The organism is Hamadaea tsunoensis DSM 44101, assembly GCF_000428945.1.
GTDB classification, from domain to species: Bacteria; Actinomycetota; Actinomycetes; order Mycobacteriales; family Micromonosporaceae; genus Hamadaea; species Hamadaea tsunoensis.
The window spans coordinates 14698-30552 of the sequence record NZ_AUAX01000018.1 but is presented as its reverse complement, the minus strand read 5'-3'; the positions used below and the strand labels follow the sequence as shown (position 1 = coordinate 30552).

The window sequence follows — 15855 nt, the reverse complement described above, 5'->3', positions numbered from 1 at the left end:
GTCACCAGGCCACGGGCAGGCGCGCCGGGCCGCGGACGATCACGCCGAACTTCCACTTCACGCCCTCGACGCCCTCGGCGAGGTGCAGCGCCGGCATCCGGTCGAACAGGGCGGTCAGCGCCTCCTGCAGCTCCAGCCGGGCCAGCTGCGCGCCGACGCAGAAGTGCGGCCCGTGCCCGAAGGTCATGTGCGGGTTGTCCTTGCGCGTGATGTCCAGCCGCTCGGGGTCGGCGAACACCTCCGGGTCCCGGTTGGCGGCCGCGAGCGCGGGCAGGACGGGCTCGCCGGCGCGTACCACGACGTCACGGAAGCGCACGTCCTCGAGGGCGTACCGGGGGAACATGGCGGCGGTGTTGATCGGCACGTAGCGCAGCAGCTCCTCGACGGCGCTCGGCATCAGCTCCGGCCGCTCGCGCAGCAGCTTCAGCTGATCCGGATAGGTCAGCAGGGTGTACACGAAGCTCGGCAGTCCCGAGGAGACGGTCTCCACGCCGGCGGTCAGCATGCCCGGCCCGGCGATCGAGATCAGCTCGTCCTCGGTCAGCTTGTCGCCGTTGTCGCGGGCGTACACGAGGGCGCCCAGCAGGTCGTCGGTCGGCTCCTCGCGGCGGTCGGCCACCAGCTTCGACATGTACTCCCCGAGCGCCTCGCCGATCTCGATGAGGACGTCGTCCTTGGTGGTGGCGTCGCCGACGAGCCCCTCGGTCCACACCCGGAAGATGTGGTGGTCGGCGAACGGCACGCCGAGCAGGTCGCAGATGACCGAGACGGGCAGCGGCCGGGCGAACTCCTCGGCCAGGTCGGCCGGGGCGCCCTTGTCGAGCATCCCGTCGATCAGCCGGTTGACCCGGGCGCGCACGTCCGCGCGCATCTGCTCGACGCGGCGGGCGGTGAACGCCTTGCCCACCAGGCGGCGCAGGCGGCTGTGGTCCGGCGGGTCCATGCCCATGATGCCGTCGCCCTCGTTCTGGCGGCGGGTACGCGGCTGGTCGAGCCCCTGCGCCACGGCCCGGCTGAACCGCGGGTCGGTCATCACCAGCTTGACGTCGTCGTGGCGCACCGCGAGCCACGCCGGTTCGCCGAACGGCATCTGCACCCGGCTCATCGGCTCCTCGGCGCGCAGCTTCGCGTACAGCGGGGAGATCTCGGTCTCGTAGCCTTCGAAGGGATAGTCGCGGATCATCGGTTCACCTCGGGAAGGGCGAGAGCGGCGGGGGTGGACCGGCCCAGGGCCGGCGCGTCGAAGCTGCGCTGCACGTAGGAGAGGGATTCGAGGAACTCCGCCGACGACACGGCCTGGGCCCGCGTACGCTCGGCGACCGCCCGGATCGGCAGCGAGCCCAGCTCGGCCCAGCGCAGCCGCCCGTCGGCGTCGAGGTAGCTGCGGCTGCGCCCGGCGTTGTCGGGGTGCAGGCAGTAGGGCACGTCGAGCAGGCCGCGCCGGAACGCCGTGACGATCGCCCGGCCCAGGTCGGCGTCGGCGTTGAGGACGGCGTCGATCATCGCGTACGCCTCCTGGTAGATCTGGCCCTCGCCGGGGTCGTCGGCGACCGTGCCGTACCGGGCGGCGGCCTGGGCGGCGGCGTGTTCCAGGGCGGCGATGTTCTCCGCGACGGTCGGGATGCGGTGGGCCTCGGCGGCCGTCTTGACGATGAGCCGCTCGGCGCCGGTGCCGGCGGCGATCTCGACCGCGCGGGTCAGCAGCGCCTCCACACCCCCGGCGGTACGCGGAGCCAGCCCCATGTAGGTGTAGATCACCGTGTGGGTGTCGGCGTCGGGCAGCAGCTGGGCGGTCAGCCGGCGCAGCGCGTACACGGCCTCGACGTCCTGGTCGGCGTTGGTCTGCTGGGCGTAGCTCAGCGAGATCGAGCGCAGGCCGTGCCGGTGGAAGTACAGCGCCTCCAGGACGCTGACGGCCACCAGCTGGCTCGGCGGGCACAGCTGGCCGAGCAGGCAGCCGCCGAAGGTCTCCAGGTGCGCGCCGGGGCCGCCGTCGAGCAGGATCGCGCAGCACTCGGCCCAGTTGGCGACCGACTCGGCCAGCGGCGTACGCCCGTACGGCAGGCAGTAGGAGATCGGCCCGCCCTCGGTGGCCCGCAGCCCGGCGGCGTTCACCGCGCGGAAGATGGCCTGGGGGCGGGCGGAGCCGTGGCGGACCTGCACGGGGAAGTCGTCGCCGCCGATGCCGTCCACGACCGCGCGGGTCACCTCGGGGCTGTGGCTCACGATCGGGTACCCGTTGAGCGCGATGCCTTCGCGCATCGCGTACTCGATGGCGGCCAGGTCGCCGACGCGGGTGTAGCTGTCCAAGGTGATCGTTCCGGCGGTGATCGCGGCGGCGTCGCGGGTGGCGCGCAGGCCCGCCCGCATCGCGCGCGGGTCGGCCAGGCCCATCCGGGGCTGCACGACGAGGCCCGGCTGCCGCCGCACGTACGCGCCGAGGTTCATGGCCGTCCCGCACTCGTGACGCGGGCGGCCACGAACCGCCGGAACGCCAGCGGCCCGTCGGGGTCGGCGGAGCGGTCGTCGTGCACGGCGTCGAAACCGGCCGCGAACAGCGCCTCCAGCTGCGCGGGCGACAGTGCGGCCGAGACGCCGAGCTTGCCGCCGATGACCATCGGCAGGCCGGCGAGTTCGGGGCGGGCGCGCAGCCGCGCGGCGACGCGCAGGCCGTCCTGGTAGCCGTGCCCGTTGACGCTGCTGAGCACGAGCATGGCCGGGTCGCGGGCGAGGCACTCGGCCTCGATCATCTCGTCCGGCACGCACGGCCCGAGGTTGGTCACCGCGCAGCCGAGCTCCTCCAGCAGCAGCTGCAGGAAGATGAGGTTCCACGTGTGCGAGTCCGACGCCATGCTGCTGACGAGGACCGCCGGCCGCGGGAGCCCGCCCGCGGGCGTCATGCCGCCTGCCTGCGCCGGGCCGGGCGGGCGGCGCACGTCCGGGGAGGTCATGCGAGGGCCACCGGGGTCCGGCGGCTCTCCAGGCGGGTGGCCGAGACCACCTCGCCGCCGTCGAGGACGACCTCGGCCGGGGCCGGGCGGCTCAGGAAGTGCACCAGGCTGGCGGTCGGCCCGTACGCGCCGGTGTTGGGGATCGTCACGAGGTCGCCCGCAGTCAGCTTCGGTACGCGTACCGCGCGGCCGAGCAGGTCGCCCGGTGTGCACAGTGGACCGGCGAGGTGGGCGGTCTCGGTCGGGGCCGCGTCGTCGAGCTGCACCGCGGCGGGCAGCAGCCGGCCGATGCCCGACAGCCCGCCGAGGACGTTGATGCCGCCGTCGAGGACGACGAAGGTGTTGTCCCGGCTGGTCTTCACGTTGACGACGCGGCACAGCAGGCTGCCCGCCCCGGCGACGAGGGAGCGCCCGGATTCGCAGGCCAGTTCCGGCGACCCGGTACGCCAGCCGGGCAGCCGGTCGTCGAGGACGGACGCCAGCCCGTCGCGCAGGCCCGGGTACGCCGAGCGCTCCCCCGGCGTCGCGTACGGTGCGCCGAAACCGCCGCCGAGGTCGACGTAGTCCAGGGCGAACCCGAGCTCCGCCAGGCGTACCGCGGACTGCGCGGCCTGGTCGTACTCGGCCAGCAGGGCGTCCTCGGAGGCGGCGTTGCTCATCGTGAAGAAGTGCGCGCCGGCGATCCGCGTACCGTCCACGGACGACAGTTCGGCGGCGAGCCCCGGCAGGGTCTCGGCGTCGATCCCGAACTGGGAGGGCTTGCCCATCATCCGCAGGCCGGTCGCCGCCCCGGACGCGAGCGCGTTGACCCGCAGCAGGCAGTCCGCCACGACCCCGGCCGCCCGCGCGTGGCCGCCGATCCGCCGCAGGTCGCCGATCGACTCGACCGAGAACCGCCGGACGCCGTGCGACAGGGCCAGGGCGATCTCGGCGTCCGTCTTGCCGGGTCCGGTGTAGAGGCAGTCGCCCCCGGCGTACCCGGCTTCGAGGGCGGCAGCCAGTTCACCGGGCGAGCTGATCTCGGCCCGGCAGGCCGGTCCCGCGCCTTCCCGCAGCGCCCGGGCGATCGCCGGATGCGGGTTGGCCTTCAGCGCGTAGTACAGGTGGAAGCCGTCGGGCAGGTCGCCGAACAGGCTGCGGCGCGCCGCGCGTACGCGGTCGAGGTCGTAGACGTACAGCGGCGTCCCGAACCGCTCGGCCAGCTCGGCGTGCTCGGCGGTGGCGCTCACGACGGCAGTCCGAGCGCGCTGATCAGGTCCCGGGTGGCGTTCTTGCCGTGCCCGGTGAGCGGCAGCTTCTCCAGCACGTAGCAGATGGCCGGCACCTTGGCCGGTTCGAGCCGGCGGGCCAGTTCGCGCAGGACCACCTGCGGTTGCAGGTCGGCCTCGACGCAGATCGCCAGGTCCCGGTTCTCGCCGGGCGGCAGGGCGGCGGCGGCGCGTACGCCGTCGATGTCCATGGCGGCGGCCTCGATCTCCAGCGTGCTCATGCGTACGCCCTTGCGCTTGAACATGTCGTCGACCCGGCCGTGGAAGTGCAGCCAGCCCTCGTCGTCGAGCCAGCCGTGGTCGCCGGTGTGCAGGCGCAGCCCGCCGCCGGGGTCGGGCCGGAACGTGCGCGCCGTCAGCTCGGGATCGCGCCAGTAGCCGGGCATGACGTGCGGTCCCGTCACGACGATCTCGCCGAGCTCGCCGGTCGCCAGCGGCGTACCGTCCGGGTCGAGGATGAGCACCGCGGTGCCCGGCAGCGGGCGGCCGACCGTGTCCGGGCCGCGGTCGTCCTGGCCCGGCGGGATGATCGAGATGCGCTTGCACTCGGTCTGGCCGAACTGCCGCACCACCTCGGCGCCCGGGAAGGCGCTCTTCAGCCGGGCGATGGTGGCCGGGGGCAGCGCGGCGCCGGTGTTGGTGAACATGCGCACGAGGTTGTGCTCCGGCGGTGTCTCGCGCTCGGTCAGCGTGAGGATCATCGTGGCCAGCGACGGCACGATCGGGACGATCGTGGCGCCGACCGCGCGGATGCGCGACAGCAGCGTGAGGTCGGACTCGGCGTCGGCGAGGACGATCTCGCTGCCCGCGAGGAAGCACAGCAGGACCTTGTAGAGGCCGTAGTCCCAGGACATCGGGAAGCGGCAGAACACCACGTCGTCGGGCCGGTAGCCGAGGACCTCCTGGATCGCGCGCGTGGCGAAGGTGACCTGGCGGTGCGGGCCGATCACGCCCTTGGGCGTCGCGGTGCTGCCGGAGGTGTAGATGAGCACCGCGATGTCGTCGAGGTCGACCGCCACCGGCGCCGCGCGCTCGTCCTGCGCGCTCAGCTGCTCGATCTCGGCCCACCGGGCGTCGGCCTCCTCCGCCGGCAGGAACAGCGCCGGCTCGGTGGCGGCCAGCACCGCCTTGCGGTGGAAGTCCCTCATCCCGATGTTGAGCGGCACGAAGACCGCGCCGATGCGCGCGACCCCCAGGAACATCGCGACCAGCTCGCGGCTGGTCGGCCACTGCACGACCACCCGGTCGCCGCGGCCGATGCCCTTCGCCTGCAGCCAGGCGGCCACCGCGTGGCTGTAGCGCGCCGTCTCGCCGTAGGTCCACGCGCCGCGCGCGTCGCGTACCGCCGGGGCGTCCGGCGCGGTCGCGGCCGAATCGTCGAGCAGGGAATGAACGGTCGAGGCCCACATAGGATGCTCCTCCGAGGTGATTCACCAGGAAGCTACCGGCGGCCACGGCCACGGCCACACCCCTACTCGCGGCCCGGGCGGCCCCTATTCTCACGCCCCGCCGTGCTGCGGCTCCTCCAGCGCGAGTACGCCGAGAGCGCCCCGGTCGATCTTGCGATTGGCATTGACGGGGAACTCTGCGAGGTGCCGGAAGTGCTTCGGGATCACGGCGTCGGGCAGCAGCGGCCGCAGCCCGCGCAGCAGCTCGACGGGGGTACGCGGGTCGCCGGTGTAGAACGCGTACAGGGCCGTGCTGGGCCCGTCCGGCACCCCCACCACGACCGCGTCGTGTACGCCGCACGCGCGCATGGCATGCTCCACTTCGGACAGCTCGACGCGGACGCCCTGCACCTGCACCTGGAAGTCGAGGCGGCCCAGGTAGGCCAGCCCGGCCGGGGTACGCCGGACCCGGTCGCCGGTCCGGTAGAACCGCTGCCCGCCGTGGCTGAGGAACCGGCCCTCCTCGTCGGCGGGGTCGAGGTAGCCGGCGCACAGCTGCGGCCCGGCGATGCACAGCTCCCCCTCGCCGGCGGCGTCCTCGTCGCGCAGCAGCCAGTCGTGGCCGGCGTGGACGTCGCCGATCGGCACGACCCCGTTCACCGCGTGCTCCCGCGTCTGCGCCGTGCACCGGTACGCGGCCACGGTCGTCGTCGCCTCGGTCGGCCCGTACAGGTTCTCCACAGTGGAGTTCGCGGCGGCCCGCTGCCAGTCCTCGGCGTCGCGGCACGTGAACGCCTCGCCGGCGAAGAAGCTCCACCGCAGGCCGGGCAGCGAGCCGGGAGCCAGACCGCCGAGGCGGCGTACCAGCTCGACCGCGCTGGGGGTGGAGAACCAGACCGACATCCCGGTCGACGCGGCGAACCCCGGCAGGTCCCGGTACGCGGCCAGCGGCACCGGCACGACGGTGGCGCCGGAGCCCCAGGCGGCGAACATGTCGAACAGCGCGCAGTCGAAGTTGAGGTCGAAGGTCTGGGAGAAGACGTCGCCGGGCCCGAAGTCGTAGCGCTCGTCGAGCAGCCCGAAGTAGTGGTCGTAGCCGCGATGGGTGAGCACGACCCCCTTCGGCCGCCCGGTCGAGCCCGAGGTGAACAGCACGTACGCCGGGCTGTCCGGCTCGGCGTACGCGGGTTCGGACAGGGCTTCGGCGGGGTCGGCGTACAGGGCGGTGACGTGTCCGGCGATCGTGCGGCCGGGGGCGAGGACGGGCATCCCGGGCAGGGGCGGCAGCGCGGCCAGGCCCTTGCCGTCCGCGACGATCGCCCCGACGCCGGCCGCCTCGATCATCGCCGCGGTACGCCCGGCCGGGAAGTCCGGCCGCAGCGGGACCACAGTCGCTCCACTGTAGAGCGCGGCGAGCGTGCCGACGTAGGCGTCCACGCTCTTGCCCGCCAGTACGCCGACCGCCGTGGCCTTCGTCCGGGCGAGGGCGCCGGCCCACAGCAGGGCGGTGGCGTGCGCCTCGGCGTAGGTGATCTCGTCCGGGCCGGACCGCACGGCGGCGGCGTCGGGGGCGAGGGCCAGCCCGCGCAGGAACCGGGAGTGCAACGTAGCCATGGTGCGCGACCTTCCGTCGGCGGCGAAATAGGGGTCTACCGGGTACGCCCACCGCCGGTAACGTGCCGGCCATGTGGGACTCAGAATTCGAGGAGCAGCTGCGCCGTTTCCTGCCCTACCTGGGCGCCGACGAGCCGCTGGAGGAGCAGACCGAGCTGCGCGACTACGGGCTCGACTCGATGGCGACCGTCGAACTGCTCGCCAGCCTGGAGAACGCGTACGCGGTGCGGTTCACCGACGACGCGCTCTCGCTGGACAATTTCCAGACGCCCGCGGTGCTGTGGAAGACGCTCACCGCCACCCGCGCCGGCGCCTGACCGCCCGGCCGCTCAGCCGACCGACGCCGCACGGGGGCGCGGCTGCAGGGCGGCCCGCGGATTGGCCGCCACGACCTCGAAGTTGCGCGTCGTCACGCCGACCCGGCCGAAGAGGCTGTCCGGCCCGGCGACGCACACGGTCGCGACCTCCAGTTCCCGCAATGCCGCCACCACGTCCGGCCACCGCATCGGGCGCACGACGCTGTCGAGCACCATCGCGCGTACGGCCTCGCCGGTGCGCACCAGGCCGCCGTCCAGATCGCTGACGATCGGCAGGGCCGGGTCGGCGAACTCCAGACCGCCCAGCACCTCGTGCTCGGCCTTGTCCCGCAACGCGGTGAAGGCCGGGGAGTGCATCGGCGGGCGCATCGTGTACAGCGGCAGGCCGCCGATGGCGCGTACCTGCCCGGCCAGCCAGTCGGCGTTGCGCTCGCGCAGGGTCACCATGTAGAAGTCGTCGTCCACATAGCACGCGATGTCGTACCACTCGCCCCGGCTCTCCAGGTCGGCGAGCACCTCCTTGAGGCGCTCGGGCGGCGTACGCACGAACGAGAAGGTCACCGCGTCGGTGTACTCGGTGGCGAAGAACTCGTCGAGGCAGCGGGCCAGCCCGGCGGTCATCCAGACGGCGTCGGCGACCGGCAGGCAGCCCGCGTACGCCGTCAGCGCCTTCTGCCCGAAGCTCGGCCCGGCCGCGTACGCCGGCGTGACACCGAGCTCGTCGTGCGCCCACCGGGCCAGGGCCAGACAACTGATCATGAAGCTGACCTGGGCGTACTCGGTGTAGTCGGACTCGCTGGCGCGCAGGCCGTCCAGCAGGGACCCGCCGAGGCGCTCGTCGGCGACCGCGACCAGCTCGCGGGCGTAGGGATTCAGCAGCAGGAACTTGCCGAGGTCGGCGAAGCGGGTCGGGCCCATGCCCGGGAAGATCAGTGCGGTGGCGCTCATCGCGCGGCTCCCGTCGTCAGGCCGTCCGGTGTCCGCCCGTCGGGCAGTCCGCGGAGGAACTTCCGCAGCACGGCGCGGAACGCCTCGGGCTCCTCCAGGTGCGGCACGTGGCTGGACTCCTCGAAGATCTCCCAGCGCACGTCCGGGATGTGGTCGTAGAAAGGCTGGATGGTCGCCGGGGTGGCCTCGTCGTGGCGGCCGGAGACGAGCAGCACGGGCACGTCGATGTCGGGCAGGCAGTCCACCACCGACCAGTCGCGCAGCGAGCCGATCACGTGGAACTCGCTGGGGCCGTTCATCGCCGCGTACACCGTGGGGTCGTCGGCCATCTCCAGGAACGACGCCCGGTACTCGCGCGGCCAGGGGTCGAGCCGGCAGACGTGGCGGGCGTAGAAGACGAGCATCGCGTCCTGGTACGCCGCGCTCCCGGTCGTCCCCTCGATCTCGTGCTCGCGTAGGACCGCCTCGACGTCGGGCGGCAGCTGCGCGCGCAACCGGTCCATCTCCGCCCGCCACAGAACGTAGGAGGCCGGAGCGTTGGCGATGACCGCCCCCCGCAGCCCCGCCGGCCGGTACGCGGCGTGCCGGGCGGCGACCAGCCCGCCCCACGAGTGTCCCAACAGGACGTAGTCGTCGGCGATGCCCAGCCCCCGCAGCAGATTGTCCAGCTCGCCGAGGAACAGCTCCGGGGTCCAGAACCCGGGGTCGGCGTCCGGCAGGTGCGTCGAACCGCCGCTGCCGAGCTGGTCGTAGTGCACGACGGGCCAGCCGTCCCCGGCCAGGTCGGCGAGATTGAGCAGATAGTCGTGCGTACTGCCGGGTCCACCGTGGACCACGACGAGCGCGGGCCGGGCCGCGCCGAGCGAACCGGTGATCCGGTACCAGGTGCGGTGCGGACCGTACGGCAGCCATCCGCGGGCCGTGGCCGGCAGCGTCATGCGATCACCCCGTGCCCAGTTATAGCCAGGTCGTCCATCCCCCCACCAGCCCCTATGGGGGACCCCTAATCTGGGCCGCGGCGGCTGCCGGGCCGCTCGCGCCCGCTTACCGTGTCAGCCATGCGGGTCATGTTGATGGCTCTGCCGACGCGGACCCACATCTACGGTCTGGCCGCGGTCGGCTGGGCGCTGCGCGCGGCCGGGCACGAGGTGCGCTACGTCTGCCAGCGCAACCCGGCCGAGGTCGACTCCTTCCTGGAGACCGGGCTGGACGCCATGTGGTTCGGCGAGGAGATGGACGTCTCCCGCTACCGGCGGGCGATCGGCCACCTCGGCGGCGTCGGCATGGAGGCCGACCACAAGATCTCCGAGTCGCGCCCCGAGCGGTGGACCGACGAGCACATCCGCTCGGTCTACGACACCTGGGCGCGCATCCACCACGACGGCGCGCCCGACTCGTTCCTCGACGACGTCCTGTCGTTCGCCCGGTACTGGAAGCCCGACCTGGTGATCTGGGACCCGATCGTCTACGCCGCCCCGCTGATCGCCCACGCCGTGGGCGCGCCGAGCGTACGCATGCTGATCGCCCTGGACCAGACGGCCCGGATCACCGCCCAGTACCAGGAGATGATGCGCCGGCTCGACCCGGCCGGGACGGTCCCCGATCCGCTGGTCGAGTGGATGTCGCGCTGGCTGGGCAAGCACGGGCTCGCCTTCGACGAACGCGTACGCTTCGGCGTCGCCACCCTCGATCCGCAGCCGGCCTGCATGCGCTACGACCTCGACGTGAACTACCTCCCGGTACGCTTCACGCCGTTCAACAAGCCGGTGACGGTTCCACAGTGGATGATCACGCCATCGGAGAAGCCGCGGGTATGCGTGACGCTGGGCGTGTCCGGACGGCAGCTGTTCACCGGCGAGGAGACGTCGGTGGCCGACCTCATCGAGGGCCTCGCCGGCCTCGACGTCGAGATCATCGCCAACTTCACGGCCGAGCAGCTCGCCGAGGTGGGCCCGATCCCCGCCCACGTACGCGTCCTGGACTTCGTCCCGCTGGCCGAGCTGCTGTCGACCTGCTCGGTCATCGTGCACCAGGGCGGCGGCGCGACGCTGTGCAACGCCGTGGTGCACGGCGTACCGCAGCTGGTGATCCCGGGGACGAAATGGAGCGAGCGGGCCGCGGCGCTCGCGCAGCAGGAACGCGGCTACAGCCTCATGGTGGAGCTGGAGGAAGCCTCGGCCGCGACCGTGCGGCGGGGAGTCGAACGGCTGCTCGCCGAGCCGCACTTCGCCCGCAACGCCGCCGAGGTACGCGACGAGATGTTCGCGACGCCGAGCTTCGCCGACATCGTGACCGACCTGGAACTCATCGCTGCGAAGGGCTACCGATGCTGAGCGTGGTCATCCCCACCCACAACGACGTGCAGTGCCTCGAACTGACGCTGCGCTCGCTGAGCCGCCAGACGCTGGCGCGCGACCGGTTCGAAGTCGTGGTGATCAAGGACGGGCCGCTGCTCGGCTACGAGGGCATCGAGCAGCACGGCGCCGGCATCGACCTGCGCGTGGAGACCCTGCCGCAGAACCTCGGCCGCTCGGGTGCCCGCAACGCCGGGGTCGCCCGGGCCCGCGGCGACGTCATCCTCTTCCTCGACGCCGACGGGTACGCCGACCGCGACCTGCTGGCCCGGCACGCGGCGTTCCACGCGGAGTCCGTCACGCCGCGCGTCCTGCTCGGCAAGCGCTACGAGATCGAGTGGCCGCACATGGCGTACGTGCTGGCCGAGGAGACCGTTCCGCCCGCCCTGCTCGCCGACGTGCAGGACCTGAAGTTCGCCAATCTCCGCCCGGAGGCGATCGCCGGCTGCATGCAGACGCCGTGGCTGTTCTCCCACTCCAACAACATCTCGGTGCCCCGCCAGACCATCGAGGCGGTCGGCGGCTTCAACGAGGAGTTCGGCCGCCGCTGGGGCTGGGAGGACCTGGAGGTCTTCTACCGCGTCTACCAGCACCTCGAAGACGGCGCGGCGGCGTTCCACTACGACGAGCAGGCGTCCAGCTACCACCTGCTCCAGCACCGCGACCAGCACAACAACTACGAGGACCTGTACGAGAGCGAGATCATCCTGCGGCGCATCTACCAGAACATCGACTGGGAGTTCCACTCCATGCGCCCCCCGGTCGACGTCTCGGCGAAGGTCCGCTACTACCGCGAGGTGATCGAGCACCACCTCACCACCGGGACGGGTCGCCTGGCGCCGGTCTGGGACTGGGTGTCGTCCCGCGTACCGGCGCGCAAGGGGGTCTGGATCGCGACCGGCACGGCCGACGTCCCCCTGCCCGACGGCGCGGTGACGTTCGACTACTCGGCCAAGCACAACCCGCCGTCGAACTTCCATCTCGTCGGCACGACCATCCCGGTGCCCAACAACTCCCAGGACGTCGTGGTCAGCGTCGACATCTGGCGCAGCCTGCACTGGTACGACCTGTGCGACCTGCTGCGCGAGGCACTGCGGGTCGCGCCCTACGCGTACCTGGTCCACAATCGACGGGCAGACGTGCCGCACGACGCGATGCGTACCGCCGGGGAGATCGACTACATCCTCCGGGCGCTCGCACCCCGCTTCGAGATCACCGTGGACCACGGCGGAGACGGGTTGAGCGGCTTCGCCGTCCGCCGCCGCACCCGCTGACCCTCCCCTCCCCCCTCTTCCCGACTCCCCCTTTCCGACGATCTTGCGCGAATGTCCGGGTTTATCGGGCATTCCGGACGTATTTCGAGACATTCGCGCAAGATCGTGCGGCTGGAGGGCTCACCACGGAGACTCGCCCGCACTTCCGCCTGGCGTCGCGCATGGAGATGCTGCGGCCAGGGCTGCGGCACGATCGGCGTGATCGAATACCACTATTACGGCACCGCGATACCGATCCCCTTTATCGAATACCGCCATTACGGCAGGAGAGCGCTTTCTTGCCGTAGTAGCGGTATTCGATCACGATGATGAGGCCGGAACTGCCGTCATAGCGGCAAACGATCACCGGCAGCTTGCGTGCTCGGCCTGATCGCAGCACGAAAGCTTGATCAAGTACCCGGGTGCTGTCAAAAGCGGCCCGTTCTTGCAGATCCCCGGCTCTTGATCAAGCAATGGAGATCCACTACTACGGATTCCGAGCACTCGATCATCGCCAACCACTCCACGGCCGACCGACGAGACACACGCGGACTGGAGCCCGACTTCGTCGCGAATGTTCGATATAGGGGCGACGCATCCTTGCCGCCCACGGTCCGCCACCGCGGCCCGGTCACCGTTTACCCCCAACCCCCATCCGGACCTTGTCCCGACTGTCCGGCTTGTGGGCGGCCGTGGCGGACTGGATCTTGACGGATGCCGGCCAGGGGGCACGGCGGACCGTGGGCGGCCCGGCCACGCCCCGGCCTTTGTCGCGACTGTCCGACATGGCGGCCGGGCGGATCGGCTGGTCGGTGATCGTTCGCGGCTGGGATGTAGTTTCCGGGCCCATCCCCTCGATCCATTGCGGCTGAGATGTAGGTAGGGGCCGTTTTCCTGCATCACGACCGTTGTGGATCTTGTTGATGGGGTGCGTTTTGACATCTCAGCCGCCGTGGATCACGTCCACCCCGGCCCGCCGAGAGCCATAGTCCGTGATGCGGGAACGATCTTCCGTTATACGGAAGCGGCGTGCTGGTTTCTTGATCGCTTACGGCTGAGGCGTAAATCCGGCCCGATCTGCATGATCAAATACGCCCCAGGTGCAGCAGAACCCGGTCAACGCGCTCCAGAACCGTAAACGATCATGCATCGGGTGGCCGTTCCGCGCCACAGCCGTAAACGACCACCCACCGACCGCCGCCCCACACCCACATCGGACAGTCGCGACAAAGCCAGAACCGGCCAGGGGCGGATGGTGGCCCCACCGACACGATGACCGCCCGATCAGGCCGCATGATGCTCATTTGCGGTTGGGATGTAGCTACGGGCCGGCTTCGTACATCTGAAGCGCTTTGGATCAAGGGCGAGGGGTGCGTTTGGACATCTGAGCCGCCGTCGATCACACCCGAGCCCGATCACACCCGAGACCGATCACACCCGAGCCGTCCAGCCCTCGGCCATCGCCCGTGATGCGGGAACGATCTTCCACGAGGCGGACCCGGGCAGCCTACTTCTTGATCACTTGCGGCTGAGGTGTCAATCCGGCCCGATCTGCATGATCGATGACGCCTCAGGTGTAGCCGGAGGCGGTCAGCGCGCTCCGGAACCGTAAACGATCATGCACGAGGCGGCCATATTTGCACCCCAGCCGTCAACGATCACCCCGTTCGGCAGCCCGCCGGTGCACAAGTCGGACAGTCGCGACAAAGGCCGGGGTGAAGGGGTAGACGGTGACCGGGCGACGGTGGAGGATGCGTCGCCCCACTCAGGTGGCAGTGGAGTCCCCGGAGCGCAGCGATAGGGGCGGAACGGTCTCCCGCGCGAGGAGCGGAAGTGAGATCGACGAACCCGGGACATGAATGTGATCTTCATCTTTAAGCATTGAGCCAGGCCACCACCGCAAGTACGCGGCGGTTGTCGTCGGCCGTCGGCGGCAGGTCGAGTTTGATGAAGATGTTGTTGATGTGCTTGTCCACCGCCTTCTCCGTGACGAAGAGCCGCGCGGCGATGGCGGTGTTCGAGCGGCCCTCCGCCATGAGGGTGAGCACCTGGCGTTCGCGTTCGGTGAGCCGGTGCAGCGGCCGGGCGCTGACGAGGCCGGCGACGACCTCGGGGTCGAGGACCGTGCCGCCGCCGGCGACCTGGTGGACGGCGGCGACGAAGCCGTCGATGTCGACCACGCGGTCCTTGAGCAGGTAGCCCACTGCGCCCCGGCCGGCGGCGAGCAGTTCGCGGGCGTAGAGCGGTTCCACGAACTGGCTCAGCACGAGGACGGGCAGGCCGGGGCGCACGGTACGCGCATGGACGACCGCCGCCAGGCCTTCGGTGGTGAACGTGGGCGGCAGGCGGACGTCGACGATGGCGATGTCCAGCTGCTCGTCGGTCAGCGCCTCCTCGAGTTCGGCGGCGGTCTGGACGGCCGCGGTGACGCGGATGCCGCTGATCTCCAGGATCCGGACCAGGCCCACCCGCAGGAGGGCCTGGTCCTCGGCGACGAGCGCTCTCAGCGCGTCAGCCGGCACGGCACCTCCAGCCGGATCTCCGTGCCGCCGTCGGCGGGGCTGATGACGGTGACGGTGCCGTCGAACGGGGCCAGCCGCCGGGCGATGCCCGACAGGCCGGTGCCTCGCGGGTCCGCGCCGCCCAGCCCGTCGTCGCCGATGGTCACCCGCAGCGTCGTACCGTCGTGGCTGCCGGTCACCCAGGCCCGGCTGGCGTACGCGTGCTTCGCGACGTTCGCGAGGCATTCGGCGACCGCGAAGTACACGGCCGACTCGATGGGCGCGGGCAGGCGCGGCAGGGGCAGGGCGACGGTCACCGGGATCGGGATCGGGATCGCGAGGGCTTCGACCCCGCCGACCAGTCCGCGGTCGGCGAGCACCGGCGGGTGGATGCCGCGCACGAGCGTACGCAGGTCCTCCAGCGCGTTGACGGTGGTGTCGCGGGCCTCGCGCAGGAGTTCGGTGGCGGCGTCGGGATCGGAGTGGACCAGCTTCTCGGCGAGGCCCATGTTCATCCCGGCCGCGGCGATCCGGGCCTGCGCGCCGTCGTGCAGGTCGCGTTCGATGCGGCGCAGTTCGGCCTCGTTGTGGTCGACCGTGGCCGAGCGGGACTGCTCGACCTGCTCGACCCGTTGCTCCAATGTGTACACCAGGGAATGGTCGAGGATGCCGCGGTCGGCCCGCAGCCGGGCGCGCGTCAGGGGGACGGCGACGAACCACCACGCCACCAGCGACGGTCCATAGGCGACGGCGGCGATGGTGAACCACAGCCAGCTGCCGAACACCACGCCGAGGATCATGTGCACCGCCGGGCCGACCAGGAAGAGCACCGGAACCAGGGACAGGATCAGGCCGCCGGTGCCGGAGTACCAGCAGAACGCGAAGTCGCGCCAGCGGGCCGGATCGCGTACCCAGGTGGCCAGGGCGGTGATGGGGTTCCCGCCGGCGACGTCGAGGTAGTGCGCGCCGACCGGGAGGCCCAGTTCCCGGGCGGCGGTCCGGCGGTGGTAACCGGCGAGCAGTCCGGCGAGCGGCACGGTCAGCCACAGGATCAGGAAACCCGCGACCCCGAACAGGGCCGGGAACGCGGAGAGCATGATCACCGCCAGGGCCAGGGCTCCGACACCGGCCCCGACGTGACCGGCCGAGAGCGCGGTGAGCCGCAGCCGGGTCGCGAGCGGGGACGTTCCGGCCGGGTCCGGCGCGGCGGCGTAGGCGCCCGTGTCGCCCACCCGGGGTGCTTGCTGTGATGCCACCACGG

Annotated in this window: 13 protein-coding genes; 3 read left to right on the top strand and 10 right to left on the bottom strand. The window is 71.4% G+C overall.

Annotated features, from left to right (window positions below; genetic code table 11):
- Position 1: 1 nt before the first annotated feature.
- The 6 genes from G401_RS0124435 to G401_RS48070 form a co-directional block, all read right to left on the bottom strand.
- Positions 2-1183 carry a cytochrome P450 gene (locus tag G401_RS0124435; protein WP_027344555.1) on the bottom strand — a complete coding sequence of 394 codons (1182 nt, stop codon included), beginning with the start codon at positions 1181-1183 and terminating at the stop codon, positions 2-4.
- Positions 1180-2448, bottom strand: a complete 1269-nt coding sequence (locus G401_RS0124430; RefSeq protein ID WP_027344554.1) for a methylaspartate mutase — start codon at positions 2446-2448, stop codon at positions 1180-1182. Before G401_RS0124430 ends, G401_RS0124435 begins: the two co-directional genes overlap by 4 nt.
- Positions 2445-2951, bottom strand: a complete 507-nt coding sequence (locus tag G401_RS0124425; RefSeq protein ID WP_211240831.1) for a cobalamin B12-binding domain-containing protein — start codon at positions 2949-2951, stop codon at positions 2445-2447. Before G401_RS0124425 ends, G401_RS0124430 begins: the two co-directional genes overlap by 4 nt.
- Positions 2948-4180 carry a type III PLP-dependent enzyme domain-containing protein gene (locus tag G401_RS0124420; protein ID WP_027344552.1) on the bottom strand — a complete coding sequence of 411 codons (1233 nt, stop codon included), beginning with the start codon at positions 4178-4180 and terminating at the stop codon, positions 2948-2950. The genes G401_RS0124425 and G401_RS0124420 overlap by 4 nt, the downstream gene beginning before the upstream one ends.
- Positions 4177-5628 (bottom strand): AMP-binding protein, encoded by a 1452-nt coding sequence (locus tag G401_RS0124415; RefSeq protein ID WP_027344551.1) that lies wholly within the window; start codon positions 5626-5628, stop codon positions 4177-4179. The genes G401_RS0124420 and G401_RS0124415 overlap by 4 nt, the downstream gene beginning before the upstream one ends.
- Before the next feature lie 90 nt (positions 5629-5718).
- Positions 5719-7221, bottom strand: a complete 1503-nt coding sequence (locus G401_RS48070; RefSeq protein ID WP_034592962.1) for an AMP-binding protein — start codon at positions 7219-7221, stop codon at positions 5719-5721.
- 71 nt (positions 7222-7292) lie between these two features.
- Here G401_RS48070 and G401_RS0124405 point away from each other — a divergent pair, with 71 nt between their 5' ends.
- Positions 7293-7538: an acyl carrier protein gene (locus G401_RS0124405; RefSeq protein ID WP_027344550.1), complete on the top strand. Its 246-nt coding sequence runs from the start codon at positions 7293-7295 to the stop codon at positions 7536-7538.
- A gap of 12 nt (positions 7539-7550) precedes the next feature.
- Here G401_RS0124405 and G401_RS0124400 read toward each other — a convergent pair whose 3' ends face one another.
- On the bottom strand, positions 7551-8486 hold the full coding sequence (locus G401_RS0124400; RefSeq protein WP_027344549.1) for an ACP S-malonyltransferase: 936 nt from the start codon (positions 8484-8486) through the stop codon (positions 7551-7553).
- Positions 8483-9424, bottom strand: coding sequence for a proline iminopeptidase-family hydrolase (locus G401_RS0124395; RefSeq protein WP_027344548.1), 942 nt, complete (start codon positions 9422-9424; stop codon positions 8483-8485). Before G401_RS0124395 ends, G401_RS0124400 begins: the two co-directional genes overlap by 4 nt.
- A gap of 120 nt (positions 9425-9544) precedes the next feature.
- Between G401_RS0124395 and G401_RS0124390 the strand changes: the two genes are divergently transcribed.
- Entirely contained in the window at positions 9545-10819 is a 1275-nt protein-coding gene (locus G401_RS0124390) for a nucleotide disphospho-sugar-binding domain-containing protein (protein WP_027344547.1), read from the top strand.
- Entirely contained in the window at positions 10813-12114 is a 1302-nt protein-coding gene (locus tag G401_RS0124385) for a glycosyltransferase family 2 protein (protein ID WP_027344546.1), read from the top strand. The genes G401_RS0124390 and G401_RS0124385 overlap by 7 nt, the downstream gene beginning before the upstream one ends.
- Before the next feature lie 1853 nt (positions 12115-13967).
- Here G401_RS0124385 and G401_RS0124380 read toward each other — a convergent pair.
- A complete protein-coding gene (locus G401_RS0124380; protein ID WP_027344545.1) occupies positions 13968-14600 on the bottom strand; it encodes a LuxR C-terminal-related transcriptional regulator in 633 nt (210 codons plus the stop codon).
- Positions 14597-15853 (bottom strand): sensor histidine kinase, encoded by a 1257-nt coding sequence (locus G401_RS48065; RefSeq protein WP_245601827.1) that lies wholly within the window; start codon positions 15851-15853, stop codon positions 14597-14599. Before G401_RS48065 ends, G401_RS0124380 begins: the two co-directional genes overlap by 4 nt.
- Between the last annotated feature and the right edge of the window lie 2 nt (positions 15854-15855).

What these genes read in the sequence shown, in the direction of transcription:
- G401_RS0124435 (WP_027344555.1), bottom strand. Translation starts at nt 1,183, where the DNA reads ATGATCCGCGACTATCCCTTCGAAGGCTACGAGACCGAGATCTCCCCG.
- G401_RS0124430 (WP_027344554.1), bottom strand. Translation starts at nt 2,448, where the DNA reads ATGAACCTCGGCGCGTACGTGCGGCGGCAGCCGGGCCTCGTCGTGCAG.
- G401_RS0124425 (WP_211240831.1), bottom strand. Translation starts at nt 2,951, where the DNA reads ATGACCTCCCCGGACGTGCGCCGCCCGCCCGGCCCGGCGCAGGCAGGC.
- G401_RS0124415 (WP_027344551.1), bottom strand. Translation starts at nt 5,628, where the DNA reads ATGTGGGCCTCGACCGTTCATTCCCTGCTCGACGATTCGGCCGCGACC.
- G401_RS48070 (WP_034592962.1), bottom strand. Translation starts at nt 7,221, where the DNA reads ATGGCTACGTTGCACTCCCGGTTCCTGCGCGGGCTGGCCCTCGCCCCC.
- G401_RS0124405 (WP_027344550.1), top strand. Translation starts at nt 7,293, where the DNA reads ATGTGGGACTCAGAATTCGAGGAGCAGCTGCGCCGTTTCCTGCCCTAC.
- G401_RS0124400 (WP_027344549.1), bottom strand. Translation starts at nt 8,486, where the DNA reads ATGAGCGCCACCGCACTGATCTTCCCGGGCATGGGCCCGACCCGCTTC.
- G401_RS0124395 (WP_027344548.1), bottom strand. Translation starts at nt 9,424, where the DNA reads ATGACGCTGCCGGCCACGGCCCGCGGATGGCTGCCGTACGGTCCGCAC.
- G401_RS0124390 (WP_027344547.1), top strand. Translation starts at nt 9,545, where the DNA reads ATGCGGGTCATGTTGATGGCTCTGCCGACGCGGACCCACATCTACGGT.
- G401_RS0124385 (WP_027344546.1), top strand. Translation starts at nt 10,813, where the DNA reads ATGCTGAGCGTGGTCATCCCCACCCACAACGACGTGCAGTGCCTCGAA.